15 protein-coding genes are annotated in these 15,578 nt (G+C 45.4%); 4 read left to right on the top strand and 11 right to left on the bottom strand.

The window, feature by feature from the left end; genetic code table 11:
- Nucleotides 1–2 precede the first annotated feature (2 nt).
- The gene (locus tag V202x_RS00885) at nucleotides 3–623 is read left to right on the top strand and encodes a hypothetical protein (protein ID WP_145170346.1); all 621 of its coding nucleotides are present in this window, start codon (nucleotides 3–5) and stop codon (nucleotides 621–623) included.
- 89 nt (nucleotides 624–712) lie between these two features.
- Here the strand turns inward: V202x_RS00885 and V202x_RS00880 are convergent, their stop codons facing one another.
- The 7 genes from V202x_RS00880 to V202x_RS00850 are packed head-to-tail and all read right to left on the bottom strand — an operon-like array spanning nucleotide 713 to nucleotide 12,250.
- Nucleotides 713–2,362, bottom strand: a complete 1,650-nt coding sequence (locus V202x_RS00880; RefSeq protein WP_145170344.1) for a glycosyltransferase family 2 protein — start codon at nucleotides 2,360–2,362, stop codon at nucleotides 713–715.
- A complete protein-coding gene (locus V202x_RS00875; protein WP_145170342.1) occupies nucleotides 2,359–3,270 on the bottom strand; it encodes a hypothetical protein in 912 nt (303 codons plus the stop codon). The genes V202x_RS00880 and V202x_RS00875 overlap by 4 nt, the downstream gene beginning before the upstream one ends.
- Nucleotides 3,270–4,625 (bottom strand): hypothetical protein, encoded by a 1,356-nt coding sequence (locus tag V202x_RS00870; RefSeq protein ID WP_145170340.1) that lies wholly within the window; start codon nucleotides 4,623–4,625, stop codon nucleotides 3,270–3,272. The genes V202x_RS00875 and V202x_RS00870 overlap by 1 nt, the downstream gene beginning before the upstream one ends.
- Nucleotides 4,625–6,760, bottom strand: a complete 2,136-nt coding sequence (locus V202x_RS00865; RefSeq protein WP_145170338.1) for a hypothetical protein — start codon at nucleotides 6,758–6,760, stop codon at nucleotides 4,625–4,627. Before V202x_RS00865 ends, V202x_RS00870 begins: the two co-directional genes overlap by 1 nt.
- 1 nt (nucleotide 6,761) lies before the next feature.
- The gene (locus V202x_RS00860) at nucleotides 6,762–9,641 is read right to left on the bottom strand and encodes a hypothetical protein (RefSeq protein ID WP_145170336.1); all 2,880 of its coding nucleotides are present in this window, start codon (nucleotides 9,639–9,641) and stop codon (nucleotides 6,762–6,764) included.
- 12 nt (nucleotides 9,642–9,653) lie between these two features.
- Nucleotides 9,654–10,394 (bottom strand): hypothetical protein, encoded by a 741-nt coding sequence (locus tag V202x_RS00855; RefSeq protein ID WP_145170334.1) that lies wholly within the window; start codon nucleotides 10,392–10,394, stop codon nucleotides 9,654–9,656.
- Nucleotides 10,391–12,250: a hypothetical protein gene (locus V202x_RS00850; RefSeq protein ID WP_145170332.1), complete on the bottom strand. Its 1,860-nt coding sequence runs from the start codon at nucleotides 12,248–12,250 to the stop codon at nucleotides 10,391–10,393. The genes V202x_RS00855 and V202x_RS00850 overlap by 4 nt, the downstream gene beginning before the upstream one ends.
- A 30-nt stretch (nucleotides 12,251–12,280) precedes the next feature.
- Here V202x_RS00850 and V202x_RS00845 point away from each other — a divergent pair, with 30 nt between their 5' ends.
- From V202x_RS00845 to V202x_RS00835, 3 genes are read left to right on the top strand one after another with little or no spacing between them, the layout of a single operon-like run.
- Complete coding sequence (locus V202x_RS00845; protein WP_145170329.1) at nucleotides 12,281–12,637, top strand: hypothetical protein; 357 nt, start codon at nucleotides 12,281–12,283, stop codon at nucleotides 12,635–12,637.
- Nucleotide 12,638: 1 nt separating this feature from the next.
- Nucleotides 12,639–12,941: a hypothetical protein gene (locus V202x_RS00840; protein ID WP_145170327.1), complete on the top strand. Its 303-nt coding sequence runs from the start codon at nucleotides 12,639–12,641 to the stop codon at nucleotides 12,939–12,941.
- Nucleotides 12,938–13,135, top strand: coding sequence for a hypothetical protein (locus V202x_RS00835; protein WP_145170325.1), 198 nt, complete (start codon nucleotides 12,938–12,940; stop codon nucleotides 13,133–13,135). The genes V202x_RS00840 and V202x_RS00835 overlap by 4 nt, the downstream gene beginning before the upstream one ends.
- A gap of 7 nt (nucleotides 13,136–13,142) precedes the next feature.
- On the opposite strand, the gene V202x_RS00830 is transcribed toward V202x_RS00835, so the two are convergent.
- From V202x_RS00830 to V202x_RS00815, 4 genes are all read right to left on the bottom strand, one after another.
- Complete coding sequence (locus V202x_RS00830) at nucleotides 13,143–13,499, bottom strand: hypothetical protein (RefSeq protein WP_145170323.1); 357 nt, start codon at nucleotides 13,497–13,499, stop codon at nucleotides 13,143–13,145.
- A 20-nt stretch (nucleotides 13,500–13,519) separates the two neighbouring features.
- The gene (locus V202x_RS00825) at nucleotides 13,520–13,933 is read right to left on the bottom strand and encodes a hypothetical protein (protein WP_145170321.1); all 414 of its coding nucleotides are present in this window, start codon (nucleotides 13,931–13,933) and stop codon (nucleotides 13,520–13,522) included.
- Nucleotides 13,934–14,074: 141 nt separating this feature from the next.
- Nucleotides 14,075–14,974 carry a phage tail tube protein gene (locus V202x_RS00820; RefSeq protein WP_145170319.1) on the bottom strand — a complete coding sequence of 300 codons (900 nt, stop codon included), beginning with the start codon at nucleotides 14,972–14,974 and terminating at the stop codon, nucleotides 14,075–14,077.
- Nucleotides 14,975–14,984: 10 nt separating this feature from the next.
- On the bottom strand, nucleotides 14,985–15,437 hold the full coding sequence (locus V202x_RS00815) for a phage virion morphogenesis protein (protein ID WP_145170317.1): 453 nt from the start codon (nucleotides 15,435–15,437) through the stop codon (nucleotides 14,985–14,987).
- Nucleotides 15,438–15,578 lie beyond the last annotated feature (141 nt).

Below are 15,578 nucleotides of genomic sequence, written 5' to 3'. Positions count from 1 at the left end.
AAATGAAAGTCAAACACACAAAACTTATATATTGCTTAGCACTATTGATCGTGGTTGGCCTTGGCTGTAATAAGAAGCCAGAAATTAAAACTGACAATTCTAAACAGGCAGAAGGTCAACAAGTAAACGTAGAAAATCCTCAAGTCAATAATGAAAAAACAAAACAACCTGATAGTACTGCGACTCAAGCAAAAGGTGTAATTAATGTTGAGAACAAAACATACGAGAATGACAAGTTTAAGATCGAGATTACTGATCTGAAATCTAAGCGAATTAGTAAATATCTACAACTGATACCTCTCCTCGTTATGCTCAAGGTAGACAATTTGCAAAAGGATAAAAATCTATTCTATCCATCATGGACTCCAGACGCTTCTGTGGCATACAAAATACGTGTTTCTACTGTTGAGGATGAACATGGTAAGGTGTATGACATATTGCCTGTTCGAGGGCGTAAGCATGATCAGCAAACGATAGACGTGGAAATAAAGCCAGGAGAGTCTATTACTGACATGCTCCAATTTAATGAAATCGCCCCTAATGCCAAGAAGTTGAAACTGACTCTTGTAGGCAATGAACTAACAGACGGCAAAGACCTGGTTTTTAAGTTTGATACGCCATAAATCTCTGCTCTGGATTGCACTTTACCCTTGATTTGTACACATACTATTAGGTATGGGGAATCAACGGAATTGACTTCCGTGTCTTCGTTCTATTTTGGAGGGCACCCACACAAAACCATGCCTGATTCATTAGGCGGCAGTCCGCATAAAGGGCAACAAGGACCGTACTTTCCTGGGGGAATTTCTTCTTTTTTTTCTCCAATCAAATAAACCCGATCTGGCCCCCAATGCTGTGACTTGCAGGACCAATCGCATAGCCGTCGCCAATGGTCTCCCATCGACTTAAAGAAGTACGGATCCAGATCGTCCTCGGTAACTGGCAATGCCATCACATGTTGTTTGATCACTTCCGATCGTGCAATAAGACAACCGAACCCAGAACCCCGCATCTCTGCGACCTGTGGTTCATTCGGTTTTGGGGGAACCGCTGGAGTCATCGGCTTAATGTTTTTAATTCCATCCTGCATCCAAACAACAGGATTCCCACTGAAACGGGATTGATACGGTGCTGTCACAGCTCCTACGTCAACGTTGAAGTGCTTCATCAGCCTTTCGAGTACATCATCAGGAGGGAGCACGTCGTCTTCCAGAATCCAACAATATGGCGTTTCCAGCATCAATCTAAGCTGGTTATAGATCTTGCAAATAGATTGCTTCACCTTCAGTTGTACCTCACGATCTCGACGATTCTTGTCAGCGAGCCCCTTCAACCCAACATCCAATTTAAAGTGTCTCACGTCCGAATAATTGCAATCACCAATCCAATATCTGACCATTGTGGAAAACCTGTCGTCTTGGCTCGTATCGCAGAGGATCAGCTTGATTTGATCGTGAGGCCAGTTTTGGCGATCCAGGAACATTTTCAAACGATCCCACGCCCATTTTCGTCCCGCAAGCGGAATAAACAGAGTGACCGTCTGGTATTCCAATCCATGCGAATGGTAATAAACCTCTTTAGGGTCAATCGGATCTCGATTCTGGCTCATCTGACTGGAGTGTCTGCGATAATTCAGGATGGCTTTTGACTTTTTGAAATCCCAACCATCCAGAGCGATTCGCTGAAACATCCAATAGTCTTCAGGCATGAAGTATTCATCAAACTTTCGGTCCCAGGCATCGCAAAGATTAAGTGCTTCTCGTCGAACAAAAGAGCAGGTACTCACAAAATTCTCTCCCTGAAACAGCCTGTTTTGGGAATACTCAGGAAAGTTTGTTCTTCGCGTCGATTCTCCGAAGTGCTGATGATCGGCATAAACTACACCGACATCTTGATTAGTGAATTCTTTCATTCCCAATTCGATATAGTTGGAAGGCAGAATATCATCAGCATCCACAAACAGCACGACTCCTGATTCTGTCTGCAAATAACCATCGTGCCGCGAGAACAGAGCACTCCTATTTTCGACTCGTAAATACTTCACACCCTTGCTGGCAAAGTCTTCCGTCACTTCCTTTGTGTTGTCTGTGCTGGAATCGTCGACGACGATAATCTCTGAGGCTGATTGAGACTGCTCCAGAACGCTCTGTAAGCACTCTTCAAGAAATTTGCCGTAATTATGACTGGTGATCACAACTGCGACTTCAAGAGGGCTACAGGCATCGGGAACAGCTCCCCATTTTTCACAGTGAAACTGATTGTTGTGAACCAGCTTTTCCCACTCTTCACCGTGTTTAGTACAAGCGTAGTTTCGCTGGTGCTCACATGAATTACAAATTGTCTCTCGGTCTCTTGATGTCATTTCTTTACGTGTCTCACATCAATGAAAGGGGGGGCGTAGTAGATGTCGTGGCTCTGTCTGAACCCGACTGGGTAAAATGGTCCAGGCCAACCAATTAAGAATCCGTCTTCTTGAGTTGGTACCCCATCGGGCCACTGGTAGTCATTGGGTAATGTGTCAATAGTATGGCCTGTCGTCAGAACTGGTAACGTTGGAATATTTCTCCGCCATCGCGTAGATGACTCTGATAAACAGCGATAGCCTGACGGCGGGTAATAGGTCGCCTTTATGCGTGATGAATTACCAAAGGATTCGGTCGGATCGGTAGCCGCTGGGCCGCCAAAGATATTATAGAATTCCCCACCGGGTGCTAAATTGAACCAGCCGGGGTTCGCTCCAGCTTCCCAATCTAAATCAAAGACTTGTGCAGACTGACTAATAGTTAGATCAATTTTCCAGCGACCGGGGGTAATTAACTCCCCGCTTTGGTCTTCTACTTCTGCCGCTTCCCAACTAACAAGGACTTGGTGCGACCGCAAAAACCAGTTCCAACCGTCGTACAGAGAATCGAATCTTTGCCATTCGAAATCTTGAACGAATTGCCCACCTTCAATAGGCGATTGGCCTTGAACTAAATTAAATGCTTCCGAGGCTAGCGGACCATCAAATTTACACGGTGAGTCACCTTGTATTTCTTCGTCAAAGTTCGGCAACCGACGTGGAGCATTTACAATGACAGGTGTTTCTATGGCGTCTGCGTTTGGAACCAGAGTCTCGGGATTTAAGTAATGCCATCGCCGATATTTTGGGACTGATATTTCCCATTGCAGGTCAGCGTTTACAATCTTCGCACCGCATCGACTACAAGGAAACCGTTTACGAGGACATGGTTTTTTAATCAGTGAATAAGAGCAATCTTTTTGTCCCATTATAAATCTGGTGTCCCATCCCCATTAAAATCGCGGCATTGAACAGACATCGCGACAAACCCTTGCCCGTTAAACCAAACCGCATCACCAATTGCACCTGGTGCCACAGCATCATTGATCACATTGTCGTCTCCATCCCATCTACCAATCTGTGGAATGTGAAAATAAACATCGACGGTTAACTCGCTATCGGCGTAGTCAGTACATGTGATATGCACTTGGAACTCTGCGTCTTCCGGTCTGATCACTTCCAAATTGTTAAAAGTTTTTCCAGCAAGATCACCAGCAAATTCAATCAACCAAAGCCCCGGCCAGACTGACACTTTCAGGTTTTTTGCACCGATATTCGGGAGGTCTCCAATTTTTTGAGCAAGATAATCAGGGGTTAAAACAGATTCTTTCAAGTTGATCAGTTCTGTTTGATCTTCGTCCAACACCAACCTGATTTCACCGTTCACATTATCGCCGACAAATGAAATCAATTGTTTATGATTACCCTCACTGTCCAAATGTGTTACGGCGGCCTTAATAGGTTTGTCACCATCTACTTTGACCGTGTATTCAGTTCCTGGTGTAAATATAGAATACTCTTCTGCGGGACGAACTCTCGTAATATAAGTTGAGTATGCTTCCAGAGCGACGAACCGGATCGGTGGTCTTGGTGAGATTTGAGCTGCAGGAGCGATGTAAGCTAACAGATTTTTAGTGGCATCCTCGTCTTCTTTTTTCCCTTTGGTTTTTTTGCCGGTGTTGTACTTATAAATCCCCATACAGTTCCAGCCGAGGTACTGTGAACTGATTCCAAACTGACTGGACTTGGCAATATCACTAGGAAGTTTTAAATGTCCGGTGGGATCTCCGACGAGTTGCTGCTGAATTCCATTTCCAAACAGCTTTTCCTGAAACTCAAATGCTTCGTATTCGGCTTCTGTGAATTTGCCGCCTAATTGTCTCTCAGGAGCTTCATACCTTCCGAATATTTTAGCCGTATCATCTTCGTCACCTTTAAAGCGACAGTAAGCAGGTGGGAATTTCATTCTGCCCTGACGATCCTTGCGGATATCAGCAGGTCCTGTGAATGCGTAATTGATCCCAATCGGAACAATCTTCACTTGGTCTTCTTCAGGCACACCCGATTGATCTTGCCCGACGGGAAGTTCTCCGACTGGCAGACGAACTTCATGCACATAGTGATCGTCGCCAAACTTTCTAATACCCACTATTTCCACCAGCGAGAAACCGGGGATAGTCAAGTCTTTGTATTTCCGACGTTCATCCTTATCCTCAATGTGATCATCGCCAACGTTTAAACAGTTTAACCATTCACCGGGACTTGTCTGACTTGGTTCGAACATTAGGTTCCCTCCGTATTGACTTGATCGGTGTTATCAATGGTTTCAGTATGATTTTTGATCATCTCTTTTAACGCGAGATTACGCTGGCGTTGGTCGAAGTTGGGAACATTGATCTTTACTTCCGTATTACGCGAGATTGTGGTTGTCATCCCTCCTGAAGTCGTGCGTGAAATCGCAACCTGTTGGATGGCTCCGTCCAAGTTGATTTTCTTTAAACCGGCATAGACTCCGGATCCCGAGTCTTCTGTAAAGATCTTGATGTTTTCTACATCGACTGCGATCAGAGCCTGCTTTTCCAGTTCTTCCTCTACAACATTATCCAAGACTTTGACGACTTCGGTTACTTCTTCCCCTTTTAGATTTGTCTTAGTCTCATACTGTGCTTGATATGCTTGGACAATTTCGTTTTTGATGACAACTTTTGTACCTGTTCCTTTGGGAACTTTTGTTGGTTTCTCGACGATGACATCCAGTGGGAGTTTTGCTGGCTTCGTTTTAAACTTCGGGTCCAGTTCTTCAACGTGTGTAAAGCGGGCCGGTTCTCCTGCCAGGTTCTTTAGAGGAGTCGCAATTAGGACTCTCAAGTCCGCTGGATATTCTAATTTCTGGTCTTTTTTACCTTTCTTGCCTTTGATAATTTCGCGTCTTGTGATCGGTTCATTGAATTGAATGATCCCTAATTCAGGAAGGACGCGAAATTTACTCACCTCAATCGTATTCAGTAATTCATCAGTAGTGAGCGTGTCGCCAACTCTCATCGGATCATAAAAAATTCCACTCACCTGGGGTGGTTTCCGAATCAGTTTCCCGGTGTAGGAATCGACTGCCAGTTCTGCTCGGGTCTCAAAAATCGGCAAGATCTGTTCAAATTCAATCAGTTTAATATCATCTAGGTAGCCAGTCTTAGGGTTGATCGCCTGCGGACCGGGAATGACAGGTTTCGCTTTCTGAAACAGTTTGCGTCGGGCTTGCTCATAATCAGCTAGTAAATTGTCATAGACTTTTTCACCAGCCCTGTGCCCGAGATCTACCACGAGACCAAGTTGGTAGCCTAAATCATCGTACTTTTTTCTTAAGCTTTCATCTTCCTTTGTGCCGACTGGGTATTTGAGTCGGTAACTTCGATAGACAGTTTGGACAGCCAGAGTGTACTGCTCTTTGCGTTTGCGGTATTCATCATCACTCGGTGTTTGGTCAAACTTGATCTCATCAAACTTATAACGAATCTCTGGGTAGTTCGGGGGTATTGAAAATTCCCATTCTGCGTTTCCCTGAGAATCAAATGGTGCATAACTAAGATGATTAATCGGCCTCCAGTCTCCGTCGAGATCCAATCCCACTGGTTCCAATTCCCACAGAGCCTCATGCATGGTGATTCCACCGAGGACGGTCACTGAATCGGGTGTCTCGGGAAGTTCAGCATCAAATCCCCCAGACATGAGATCTTCGGTTGGGAGAAGTGCTCCTACGCCCTGTTTCTCGATGCGCACAATGTCATCCCAACCCAAACAAACGCGATAACCTAATGGAGTCAATAAATCGTTTAATGCCTGGGCAGGTGGGATGCGGTCCCAATGAACTTCTGGGCGCACTTTTTTACGATAGGAGATTTTTTTATTCTTCTCTAACTCGTCGAGTGTTTTGGTTTCGTACTTGATCTCTCCCATCGCATCCAAACACATTTCGGCCAATTCACGAACGGTTTTCTCTTTCCTTTTTTCGATGACTCCATTTTTCTTAGTATTCCAATGACCTGAGAATGATCCAAATTGCCATTTCCAACGTCGGTCAAATATTGGAATCGTCCAGTTTTCTGATGTCTCAGAACGACGCACAGACGCTCTGTCCGCTCGACAGGACTGCATCAAAATCTGAATGGTTTTATTAACCGTCGTTTTTCTTCCGAAGAGATCCGTATTCACTTTCACCGTATCAAATTGAAAGATCAGGAATCCATCCGGTTCAATCGGAACGTAGTCCTTGTCTTTTGGATCTAGAGTTTGAGGTGCCATTTCGATACGGCAAATGTCGGGAGTAATCCCATGCGAGCGTGTATAACTCACACCGACGATCTGTTTGATACCCGGATACAATACAGATCCCGCACCTTCGAAATCACTGTTTGGATCATCCATGTTAAGTAGTAATTCCAAAAGTGAGTTTGAAGTTCTTACCCATATTGAGTTTGCTCAAATCACCCGTGTTTTCCATATCGATTACGGGATTCGCGATGCTTCCGGAGACGTCAAAGATTTCAGATTCATCGCTGAGCTTATTGATAATAGTGATTGTTTTTGGTCGACTGTCTTGATCAAAAATCAAAACGGATTCACCGGAAAGATTAATCTCTGATGCCGTATCGACAGAGTTATAGTTCAATAAACCATCCTGAATATTCAACAGAGTGTGAGCCCCTGCATGAATCGTGGTTGACCCGGCAGTCTGATCTAGTGATGTTGTGTTAGAGTTAATATCCAACACACCACCACTCTTGATGATGTCAGTAATAGTTACCCCATCTCCTAAGTAGACCGTCGTGTCATCTGCAGCGTCATCAAAAAATGCTTGCCTTAGTAAAGCAATTGTTGAGACTTCAGTAGGATAGTATGCCACTCCCAAGCTGCCCCGGTTGACATTGATCACGTTCGATGCGTGTGTACCGAGCAAGAGAATCGCCGGTGTATTGGCATCTTCACCATCACCGGAATCAGTAATCAGGACCGTACTTTGTACCGATCCCAAGTCAATTTTTATTCGATCAGAACCATCACCCTCTTTGTCCCCGATAAACAAAGTAGTGGCTCCGATTTTTAGATACTGATCACGGTATTCAAAGTAGGACAATCCATCACTGTTGGTACGGGGCAATCCAATAAATCCGGAGAAGGTCTGCTCAATGTGTAAGGCGGCCAATGTGACAGCACTTTGATCTAAGCCGTAAAGAATACTGATCTCTGAATCTGAAATGTATACTGTATCACCATTTGTCGGAACAGTGTTCGTGTTCCAATTCGCGGGCGTGTCCCAATGATTGGGACCTTCGCTGGCCGTGGTGGCAACTTGGCTCACGGGTGACTGTGTAGTTACAATTGTAACAGTTGGAGCATTACCGCCTTTCACCGACTCTGTGACCGTTATGGAAACAACAGTAATCTCAGCTAATGCCGTCCCACTTAAACTACCGGCAAATGTAATGACAACCGCCGTGTCTGGAAGTGGCCCGCCTGTGCATATTACATTACCCGAGCCGATGGAACTCATCGCCTCTAAAGCTGCCTGCACCGTGGCGGCTGATGCGTTGTGTGCGATTGACGCTGAATCGACTCCGCCAAAACTCAAGCCGAATGTGCCGCTTACAGGCGATCCTGTAATACTAAGATTCTGCACTTCAGCCGTTCCGCTTGAACCTATGGCGGTGTAGAAGTCATCTTCCTGAACTGTTCCGATTCCGGTGTTATGCGTCTTAATATCAACAGTGAACCCGGTATCCTGATTCGCTAGATCACCAATGAATTCAACTTTGAGGACAAACGGATCAAACACGTCATCCGGAGCCGATGACGTTACTTGCACATTACCCGATCCCACATTGCTCAAACCTTCCAAAGCTGCCTGAATCGTTGCTGCTGATGTATTCCATGCTAAATCATCGGTTTCTTCGATGCCGACTTTAATGTAGAACGATGAAAATGATATGTTTCCAGATTCGGTGACAAGCTGACCCTCACTTCCAGCTCCCAGTTCACCATAAGTACCGCCAACCAATGATGTATTATCAATCGTCAATGTGTATCCCGCTGAAGCTGAATTTAAAGCAACGACAGGGTGCCACCACAAAAGATAATCATTGCCGTCTGCGAGCGTTCCGCTGCCTAGAGAACCTCCGGCTTGTACAGCAAAGCAGAGAGGATACGTACCGCCAACAGCTTTACCAAAGTCCGTTGCTTCAAAGGCAGCCATTATTTCTGCCGGCGTTGCATCATAGGCAATTGCCCCGGTTTGCATGACTGTTGTTGAATCGATTTGAAGTTGGATCGTAAACGTTCCACTAGTAGCACTCGCATCGCCTCCGATTCTAAGAATCCCGGACACATTTGAACTGTCATACATGCTAAGGTGCCATATTTCATTTTGACCTCCACCTCCCGGCGTTGTTTCTGTGACCGAGACATTTAAACCACCTGTCAGCAATGCTCCATCAACAGTGATCATCGCTACGTCAGTTTTGCCAAGCGCATTTTGAAATGTCACCGTATACGGTCCACCATTGGCACCTGAGACTGAGACATTGCCCGCGCCGATAGTACTTAACGCTTCTAAGGCCGTTTCTACAGTCGCAGCACTCGCGTTGTAAGCAATGTTCCCGGTTGTTTGACCTGCATAGCTCAGTGTGAATGTACCACCGGTTGAAGAGGTTAGACTGATAACTTGTTGTTCGTCTGTCCCTAACAGATTAGTGACATCGGCGGTCATCATTGCTACGTCTGTGTTTGCTAGAGCTCCGATGAATTCGACTGTATAAGGCCCACCATCTGCCCCTGTGACCGCAACGTCTCCAACTTCGATGTTGCTTAAACCCTCTAATGCTGTTTGCACAGTCTCAGCAGTAGCATTGTGTGCGATAGCTACCGTTGTTTGCCCATCAAACGTAAGTGTATACGTACCGCCTATCGGATTATTGCCGATAGTAATGACTTGAATTTCATTCGTGCCAGAGCCAATTGAAAACGATACAATAAATGGCTTACCGGGAGTAACAGCAGTGAGCGTGATCTCTCCGGCCAAAATTGATGACGCAGATATTTCAGCAAATTCAGGTATCGTAGATGCGCTCCAAACTGCGACAATCGCATCTGTAACATCGGCTAATACTGGACCGGGGGGATAAGTATAAGTCAACTCTTTGTTACCTATTTTCGCCGTGAATACCTGGCCCGATTCGACATTGGAAGGAATCGTAATTGTATCAACTTGTGCTTTAGCAGGTGCCCCGCCAATCCATATGTGTGAAGCCATTTTTAAAATCTCCTAAGTGACGACTGCCTTTTTGGGTACAGGGAACGGATCGTTCCGTTCGAATGTGTATGACCAATGAATGGGATATTCCAGACCCACGCCGTTACGTCGACGAATAGCTGCCTGATTGATTTGTCTTCGCTCTTGATGCTCATCGTCAGGCCAAAGCGGGAGGTTGGGGATTGGATAACCTCCCAAGCCGACTTTCATGCCTGATTGCACAATTGTGATTGTGGATGTCTCAGTGAGCTGCTGTTTTTGATACTTACCTGTCAGCGTTGGTAAGAAGGCGACTTTTCGACCACCGGTTCCAGTTTGATTAATGTGTTCTTCAAATTTCAAAATCAAAGGTTCGAAGTCATCCGCTTCTGCATCAAATTGAACAAACGGCACTTCGGCTTCGACGACAATGTTGTAAGTCCGAAATGTGGTCAGCTCCCCTCCCGTATTTTTCGGGAAATGGGGCAGGGTAAAGACCTTCGTTCCGGTGAGTGTGTCATCGTTCAAGAGCTGATGCATGACCGTATCACCTTTTTTCCAAACAAGGTTTTCTCCCTGTTTGCTGTAAGCGTCGAGGAGACCATTCATCGCTTGGAATAGAGCTGCATCTGTGTCGCCATGCAAAATCCCGGTGATGCTCCAGGTCTCGGTGTATCCGTAGACAAAACCATCTTCCGCTTCCAATCCCGCTCGTGAGATAGAAACGTTGGCTTCGTTGTCTGGGTGTGCGTAATCACCGTAAGTTAAAATCATGTTTGTTGATTCCAATTAGTATCCAGTTGGAAGTTCTCGAACTGCTTTTGCATTTCCTGATGACTCTTGATCATTGTGTCCTGCATCGTTTGAATCGAATTAATCGTCGCCATACCTTGTTGATTGATTGCGTCTGCTGCATCAGCCGCCGCCTGCTGAATACGCTGAATTAAGTTCTCCTGATTCAATCCATCGAAATTTTCGTCCAGAGCTTGCTTTAGAACAGCCTCTTGTTTCACTCGGACTTCGTTGAATTGTCTAAACAATTCCGCTGAAGATCTGACCTCCCTTTTCGCACCTGATTCTTGACCCCTGCCTTTATCCAATTCGGATTGAAGTTCACTAACATTAGTTGCAGCTTTTTTTAGTTCCTGAGACTTGGTTCCAAAAACCTCTGTAAACGTGGAAGAGCCAGCCACACCGCTGCCTTGCTTCTCGAAAAAGTCAGAGACAAACCGTTGACCGATTCCCGCTTCTTGCAAAATCGCAACATCCCTGCGATCGATCTGTTCTCCTGCCTTGATCTTCTCCGCAATCTCAACAGTTCGTCTTTGCAGGCCAGGACTGAACTGTCCCAATCTCGCGCGTAAGCTCTGATCTTCAACCTGCTTGGCTTGTTCGAGCGTGATCAGCTTGGTTTGCTCTGCTTTTAAGAGTGCCTCAGTTTCTTGATTCTGAAGTCGAAGAACTGACAGGCGGTTTTTATCTGCATCCAGCAAACGGCCTTGAGCGTCTTCCAGATCTTTGAGGATTTTGACAGCGAGTTCCTCACTTTGAAATCGTCCTGCATCTTTGCGTAATGCTACAAGGTTTCTGTGCTCAATGATTTCGCGCTCGGCTGCTTCCACCTCACGAATTGCTTCTAGCCTGAGACGATCAGCTTGCCCGATGTTGGACTCTCCAGCCGCGAAGGCGACCGCTTCATCAGCACGATTCGCACCCGCTCTGAATTGCCCCTGAAGGTCGATACGGTCCGTGACTAATTTCTCAACTTTTGTACGTTCTCGTTCCAGTGCCTGCTGATTTTGTTCTGCTCTGGCGAGATCTTTCTGACTCTCTGTGAGATCCTTCGTGACCTTCCACCAATCTTGAAGTGCAGTGTTCATTAACTCTGAGTTTTCACTCAGAATTCCCATTTCTCTGAGAAGTAGTTTACTAACATCATGTAACGCCAACCCAGCAGCCAAAACACCCGCCGCAACTGCGGTTGCTTTTCCAGCGATCACAGCCCCACCTAAGACAGTACCTCCTGCTGCTGCACCACTTCCTGCTGCAACTCCACCCGTTCCAGCGGCCTTCACATTACTGGCTGCCATTAATTCATTGGCGACAGTTTGAGCATTGGTCGCCTTACTCAACGCAATCAGACCCTCTCTCGTTTTCCAGATTGCATCTGTGGCACCTTTGAAAACCTGAATACCCGACTGGATCATCTCAAAGTGTCGGGCAAAGGTTTCAAAATTATCTTCGGTGATCAACCCTAATTTGGCTGCTCCCTCGACCATATCAGCCAGTCCTTGCACAGCAATCAGACCCGCTTCGTTGGCTTTTTGATGCGACTTGTCTCGTGTTTTCTCTGCTTCTCGTATTTTTTTCGCAAGTTCTTGGACCGCTTTCTCCCGTTTCTCTTTTTCTTTTAAAGTCTTTGTAATGCGTTTGTTAGACTGCTCCTCATGGATTTTGGTTTTGCCAACTTCGACGCGAGTAAATTCTTCGACTTCCTGTCGGAGCGCATTCACACCCGCTACAGAGACGTTTTTTGCTTGACGAGATACAAGATCAGCAGTAGTCTGATTATTAGGATCAGCCGCTAATTTCAGTGAGATAATCACATTTCGTTGGGTTTCAGCCACCATTTTTATTGACCAATTAATTCAGGTAATCAAATGAGAGAATTCATTAATAGCTGGAAGTTTCCAACGATTCTTTTCATCCTCTACCTATTCACTTTTAAAAGAGAACTTCCTTTTGAAAATTTATATGCAAAATTAATTACTGCAATCTCGATTCCAGTCGTAATTGCATGTATAGCACGCTTCGAAACTCCAAGCATGACACGTGCTCGTAAAGAAAAAGAACAACAACCTGAGCTTGAGGCGTTTGCTAAAATGACATCCGAGCAGCAACAGCTCCATCTTCATGCTCAACAGAAAGTCTTGGAATTCAATTATAGTCTGGTGATGTTTGTGATCACTTGCATTGTTTCTGGTGCTATAATTTACTATGTAAATAGGGTTATGTAGCATGGATGTAGCTATAGGCATTGCCGGTCTGGTTGGTGTACCTCTCTTGATTTGGGCACTGATAAAACTACGCATAATCGAAACACCAAAACAATCCCTTGAAAGACAGATGGAAGAGGCCAATGACGAGGCCCGCGAAATTGCGAAGTACCGCCAACTTTCACCCGAAGGACAGCTCCTTTACGACTTAAATAAAAAACAAGAAAATATTGAATATTACGCACGTGGTATTTATTGGATGATCTTAGGTAGTGCCATTGGCACTCTCATTCTCTACTTCTTCACTTTGCTCGCATTCAAATGATCCGTCCCATCGCTCCCACTCACCAAGAAGCAGCCGACAAGGTCGAACGCATCAAACAAACCGAACAAATCCTCAAAGCCAACCGTAAGCACACAACGACCGAAATCATCGTGTATGGCATCGTTTGCTTGCTCTTGATCTCTGGCTGTTTTCTGGTCGGAAGACTGATTACCTGGCTCATACAACACATATAAGTCAATCTCATATCATCTTTCCCGTCATCATGAGACCCAGCATTTGGATCTGCTTTAACTCTTTCGATTGATCATGGATTTCCTGAATCATCGCCGCGTTCCTTTTCACGATCTCATCATCAGGGAATTGACCGACCGCTTTACATTCTTTCCAATGCTGATAGGCCTGCATATTTTTCGGACTGAGCACTTTCGGATTCTCAGGAGTCCCTTTCGGGCACCCACCTCTCCGACAGGGAGCCGGCACCGTTGGCAATCGTTCAAAATATTCTCCATGACGTTCTCGGGGTTTTCCCGTTTTTTCATCGTATATGTATTTGAGACAGTGCTCACAATTCCGATAGGCAACAGTGGGGTGAAACAAAATCAGCTCCACCCCTTCAATTAGTTTTTTGCCTCTTCTTCCTGCTTCACTTCAGGTCTGACAGGGTTGTCGAGTAACGTGTCTAAATCTAGTTGTTCTGAAGATACTTCAACATCGCTCACGGCCAACTGAACGATGATATTGAACATGCGATCGATCAGATTAATTTTTAACCGATTGAGTGTCTCCAGATCCTTAGGTAGCATTTTTTTATCATGCTGAAGATCCCAGCTAAGTACCTGTTTGAGAATGACCGAGTTGATACGGTGATTCTTTTCCTCAGCAGAAATTGAATCCCAATTATGCAACACTCCTCGAATCTGATCTGCAAGCAGCGTTCGATACTCAAAATGTACGTCCTCGTACATTCCAGGGATGCCTTTGATAAAGGCTCTTTCTGTATACCCGTCTTTAATATAAGCCTGTGCCACCATCGTGATTCCTTAATGAAAATCGAGATTGATAAAACGAACAGCTCAAAATTCTGTTCCATGCGTACAAACGGTCAAGCCGAATCATAGCATGTAAAAAGCTCCACCACAAAAGGGTGGAGCTGAGACCGAAACGGATCATTTTTAAATCGCGTGAGCATTAGTTATGATCAACGGTTTTGTAGTACCAGAACTTTTTACCATTCCCTCGAGCGGTAAGTTCACTACATCTTTACCTGGTAGTGTTGGTGACACATTTGCATACTGAATGGCCGCCATTGCAAAAGTCAACACATCTGTCACTACCGTAGAATTGGTAAAGACCAGCGTGCCAGCTGCTCCGTCGAGATCTTGCTTGATGAGGTCTGTGTTGTCTGTATCCCATGGATGATCAGTGGCTAGCGTGATCACTCGATTGACCAGGGGGATGTCGTATCGCGTGAGATTATTACCGAACAATTCCGTGTTGAGTTGATTCTCAATCGTCAAACTGAAGTTCTCAAACACACGAGTACTGCCTTGAAGAGTCAAAACTCCATCGGCAAACAGATACGGTTTCTCGGTAGGTACCGTCAATGTGGGATAAGTCCCAGCATTTCCAACTGTTTCCGTTTCCGCTTCGATCTCGAGGTCCAGAAAGAGAAAATCACCTTTTGTACCTGAGAATGTCGCTTTCGCAATACGACACCCTGAATAGGTGAAGACTTTCGCCCCTCGATCGATCATAAGATAAAACTCAGGTATCGTATCAGCCAGGGCGAATACGTTCGCAGCCTCAGCCGTACCACAGATGTAAGGGAGCAAGGTATCCAACATGAGTCGAGAGCAGGCTAACTTAACCGAACCGTTGATTCGTTTGAGACCTTCACGTGTGCGTTCCTTGTTCTGCTCCACCGTACCAGTCAATCCACTAGTCTGGATGATTTCGGCAGTCTCTTTTAACGATTCTGGAAGAATGATCTCAAGTGCTATAGAACTCCCGTCGAAGGGCAGGGCAGTATCGAATGCCATTAAGCCCAGAGTTCCGATAGTTGGAGTCGTCATAATAGAAACCTCATATGTTATCGATTTGGTTGATTACATCATCAGCCACTGCTTCGGTGGCATGATCCATTACTTTTTTATTGAATCCCAAGAATTGACGCTGAGGAATATTCCCTGAACCTTGCTGATGGACTCTCGCATATTCCACATAAGTCCCCAGTGTTAATGCTTCGTCGGTGACTCCTTCAACGTGTTCCTCGTGGTCGACTGTCACACTATCCATCAGATTCCCCGTATCGATCAATGGCTTATTGTTCTGATTATGCCCCGGTGGACGCGGATGTTTTAACGCAGGCCATTTTGAACCATCGGGGGCTCTCCCTGATTCAAATCCGATCCTGACCTGTTCCTTGGTCATATCCAAAATCCCGGTCATGACTTTTTGGGATTCGGGGTGTTTTGTGACTTTGACTGTGTCGTTGAGGAAGTCGGAGAGTTCTTCGATTCTGATTTCTTTAGGCATGGCCTAACAACTTTCTCTGCTTTGACCGTGGGTTTTAAATTCTTCAATTTATCGAGGCTCCAACCCATGGTATCTGCATATAACTCAAGCCCTTTCTCTTCATCCTCCGTCTTGAACTTCAACCGACCATAAGCCGTGTGC

The sequence above is a fragment of the Gimesia aquarii genome (assembly GCF_007748175.1).
GTDB lineage: Bacteria > Planctomycetota > Planctomycetia > Planctomycetales > Planctomycetaceae > Gimesia > Gimesia aquarii_A.
Note: the sequence above shows the minus strand (reverse complement) of the source record. Positions and strands in the feature narration are given on the sequence as shown.

Coding starts and splice junctions, on each gene's coding strand:
- V202x_RS00885 (WP_145170346.1), top strand. CDS start 3: ATGAAAGTCAAACACACAAAACTTATATATTGCTTAGCACTATTGATC.
- V202x_RS00880 (WP_145170344.1), bottom strand. CDS start 2,362: ATGACATCAAGAGACCGAGAGACAATTTGTAATTCATGTGAGCACCAG.
- V202x_RS00875 (WP_145170342.1), bottom strand. CDS start 3,270: ATGGGACAAAAAGATTGCTCTTATTCACTGATTAAAAAACCATGTCCT.
- V202x_RS00870 (WP_145170340.1), bottom strand. CDS start 4,625: ATGTTCGAACCAAGTCAGACAAGTCCCGGTGAATGGTTAAACTGTTTA.
- V202x_RS00865 (WP_145170338.1), bottom strand. CDS start 6,760: ATGGATGATCCAAACAGTGATTTCGAAGGTGCGGGATCTGTATTGTAT.
- V202x_RS00860 (WP_145170336.1), bottom strand. CDS start 9,641: ATGGCTTCACACATATGGATTGGCGGGGCACCTGCTAAAGCACAAGTT.
- V202x_RS00855 (WP_145170334.1), bottom strand. CDS start 10,394: ATGATTTTAACTTACGGTGATTACGCACACCCAGACAACGAAGCCAAC.
- V202x_RS00850 (WP_145170332.1), bottom strand. CDS start 12,250: ATGGTGGCTGAAACCCAACGAAATGTGATTATCTCACTGAAATTAGCG.
- V202x_RS00845 (WP_145170329.1), top strand. CDS start 12,281: ATGAGAGAATTCATTAATAGCTGGAAGTTTCCAACGATTCTTTTCATC.
- V202x_RS00840 (WP_145170327.1), top strand. CDS start 12,639: ATGGATGTAGCTATAGGCATTGCCGGTCTGGTTGGTGTACCTCTCTTG.
- V202x_RS00835 (WP_145170325.1), top strand. CDS start 12,938: ATGATCCGTCCCATCGCTCCCACTCACCAAGAAGCAGCCGACAAGGTC.
- V202x_RS00825 (WP_145170321.1), bottom strand. CDS start 13,933: ATGGTGGCACAGGCTTATATTAAAGACGGGTATACAGAAAGAGCCTTT.
- V202x_RS00820 (WP_145170319.1), bottom strand. CDS start 14,974: ATGACGACTCCAACTATCGGAACTCTGGGCTTAATGGCATTCGATACT.
- V202x_RS00815 (WP_145170317.1), bottom strand. CDS start 15,437: ATGCCTAAAGAAATCAGAATCGAAGAACTCTCCGACTTCCTCAACGAC.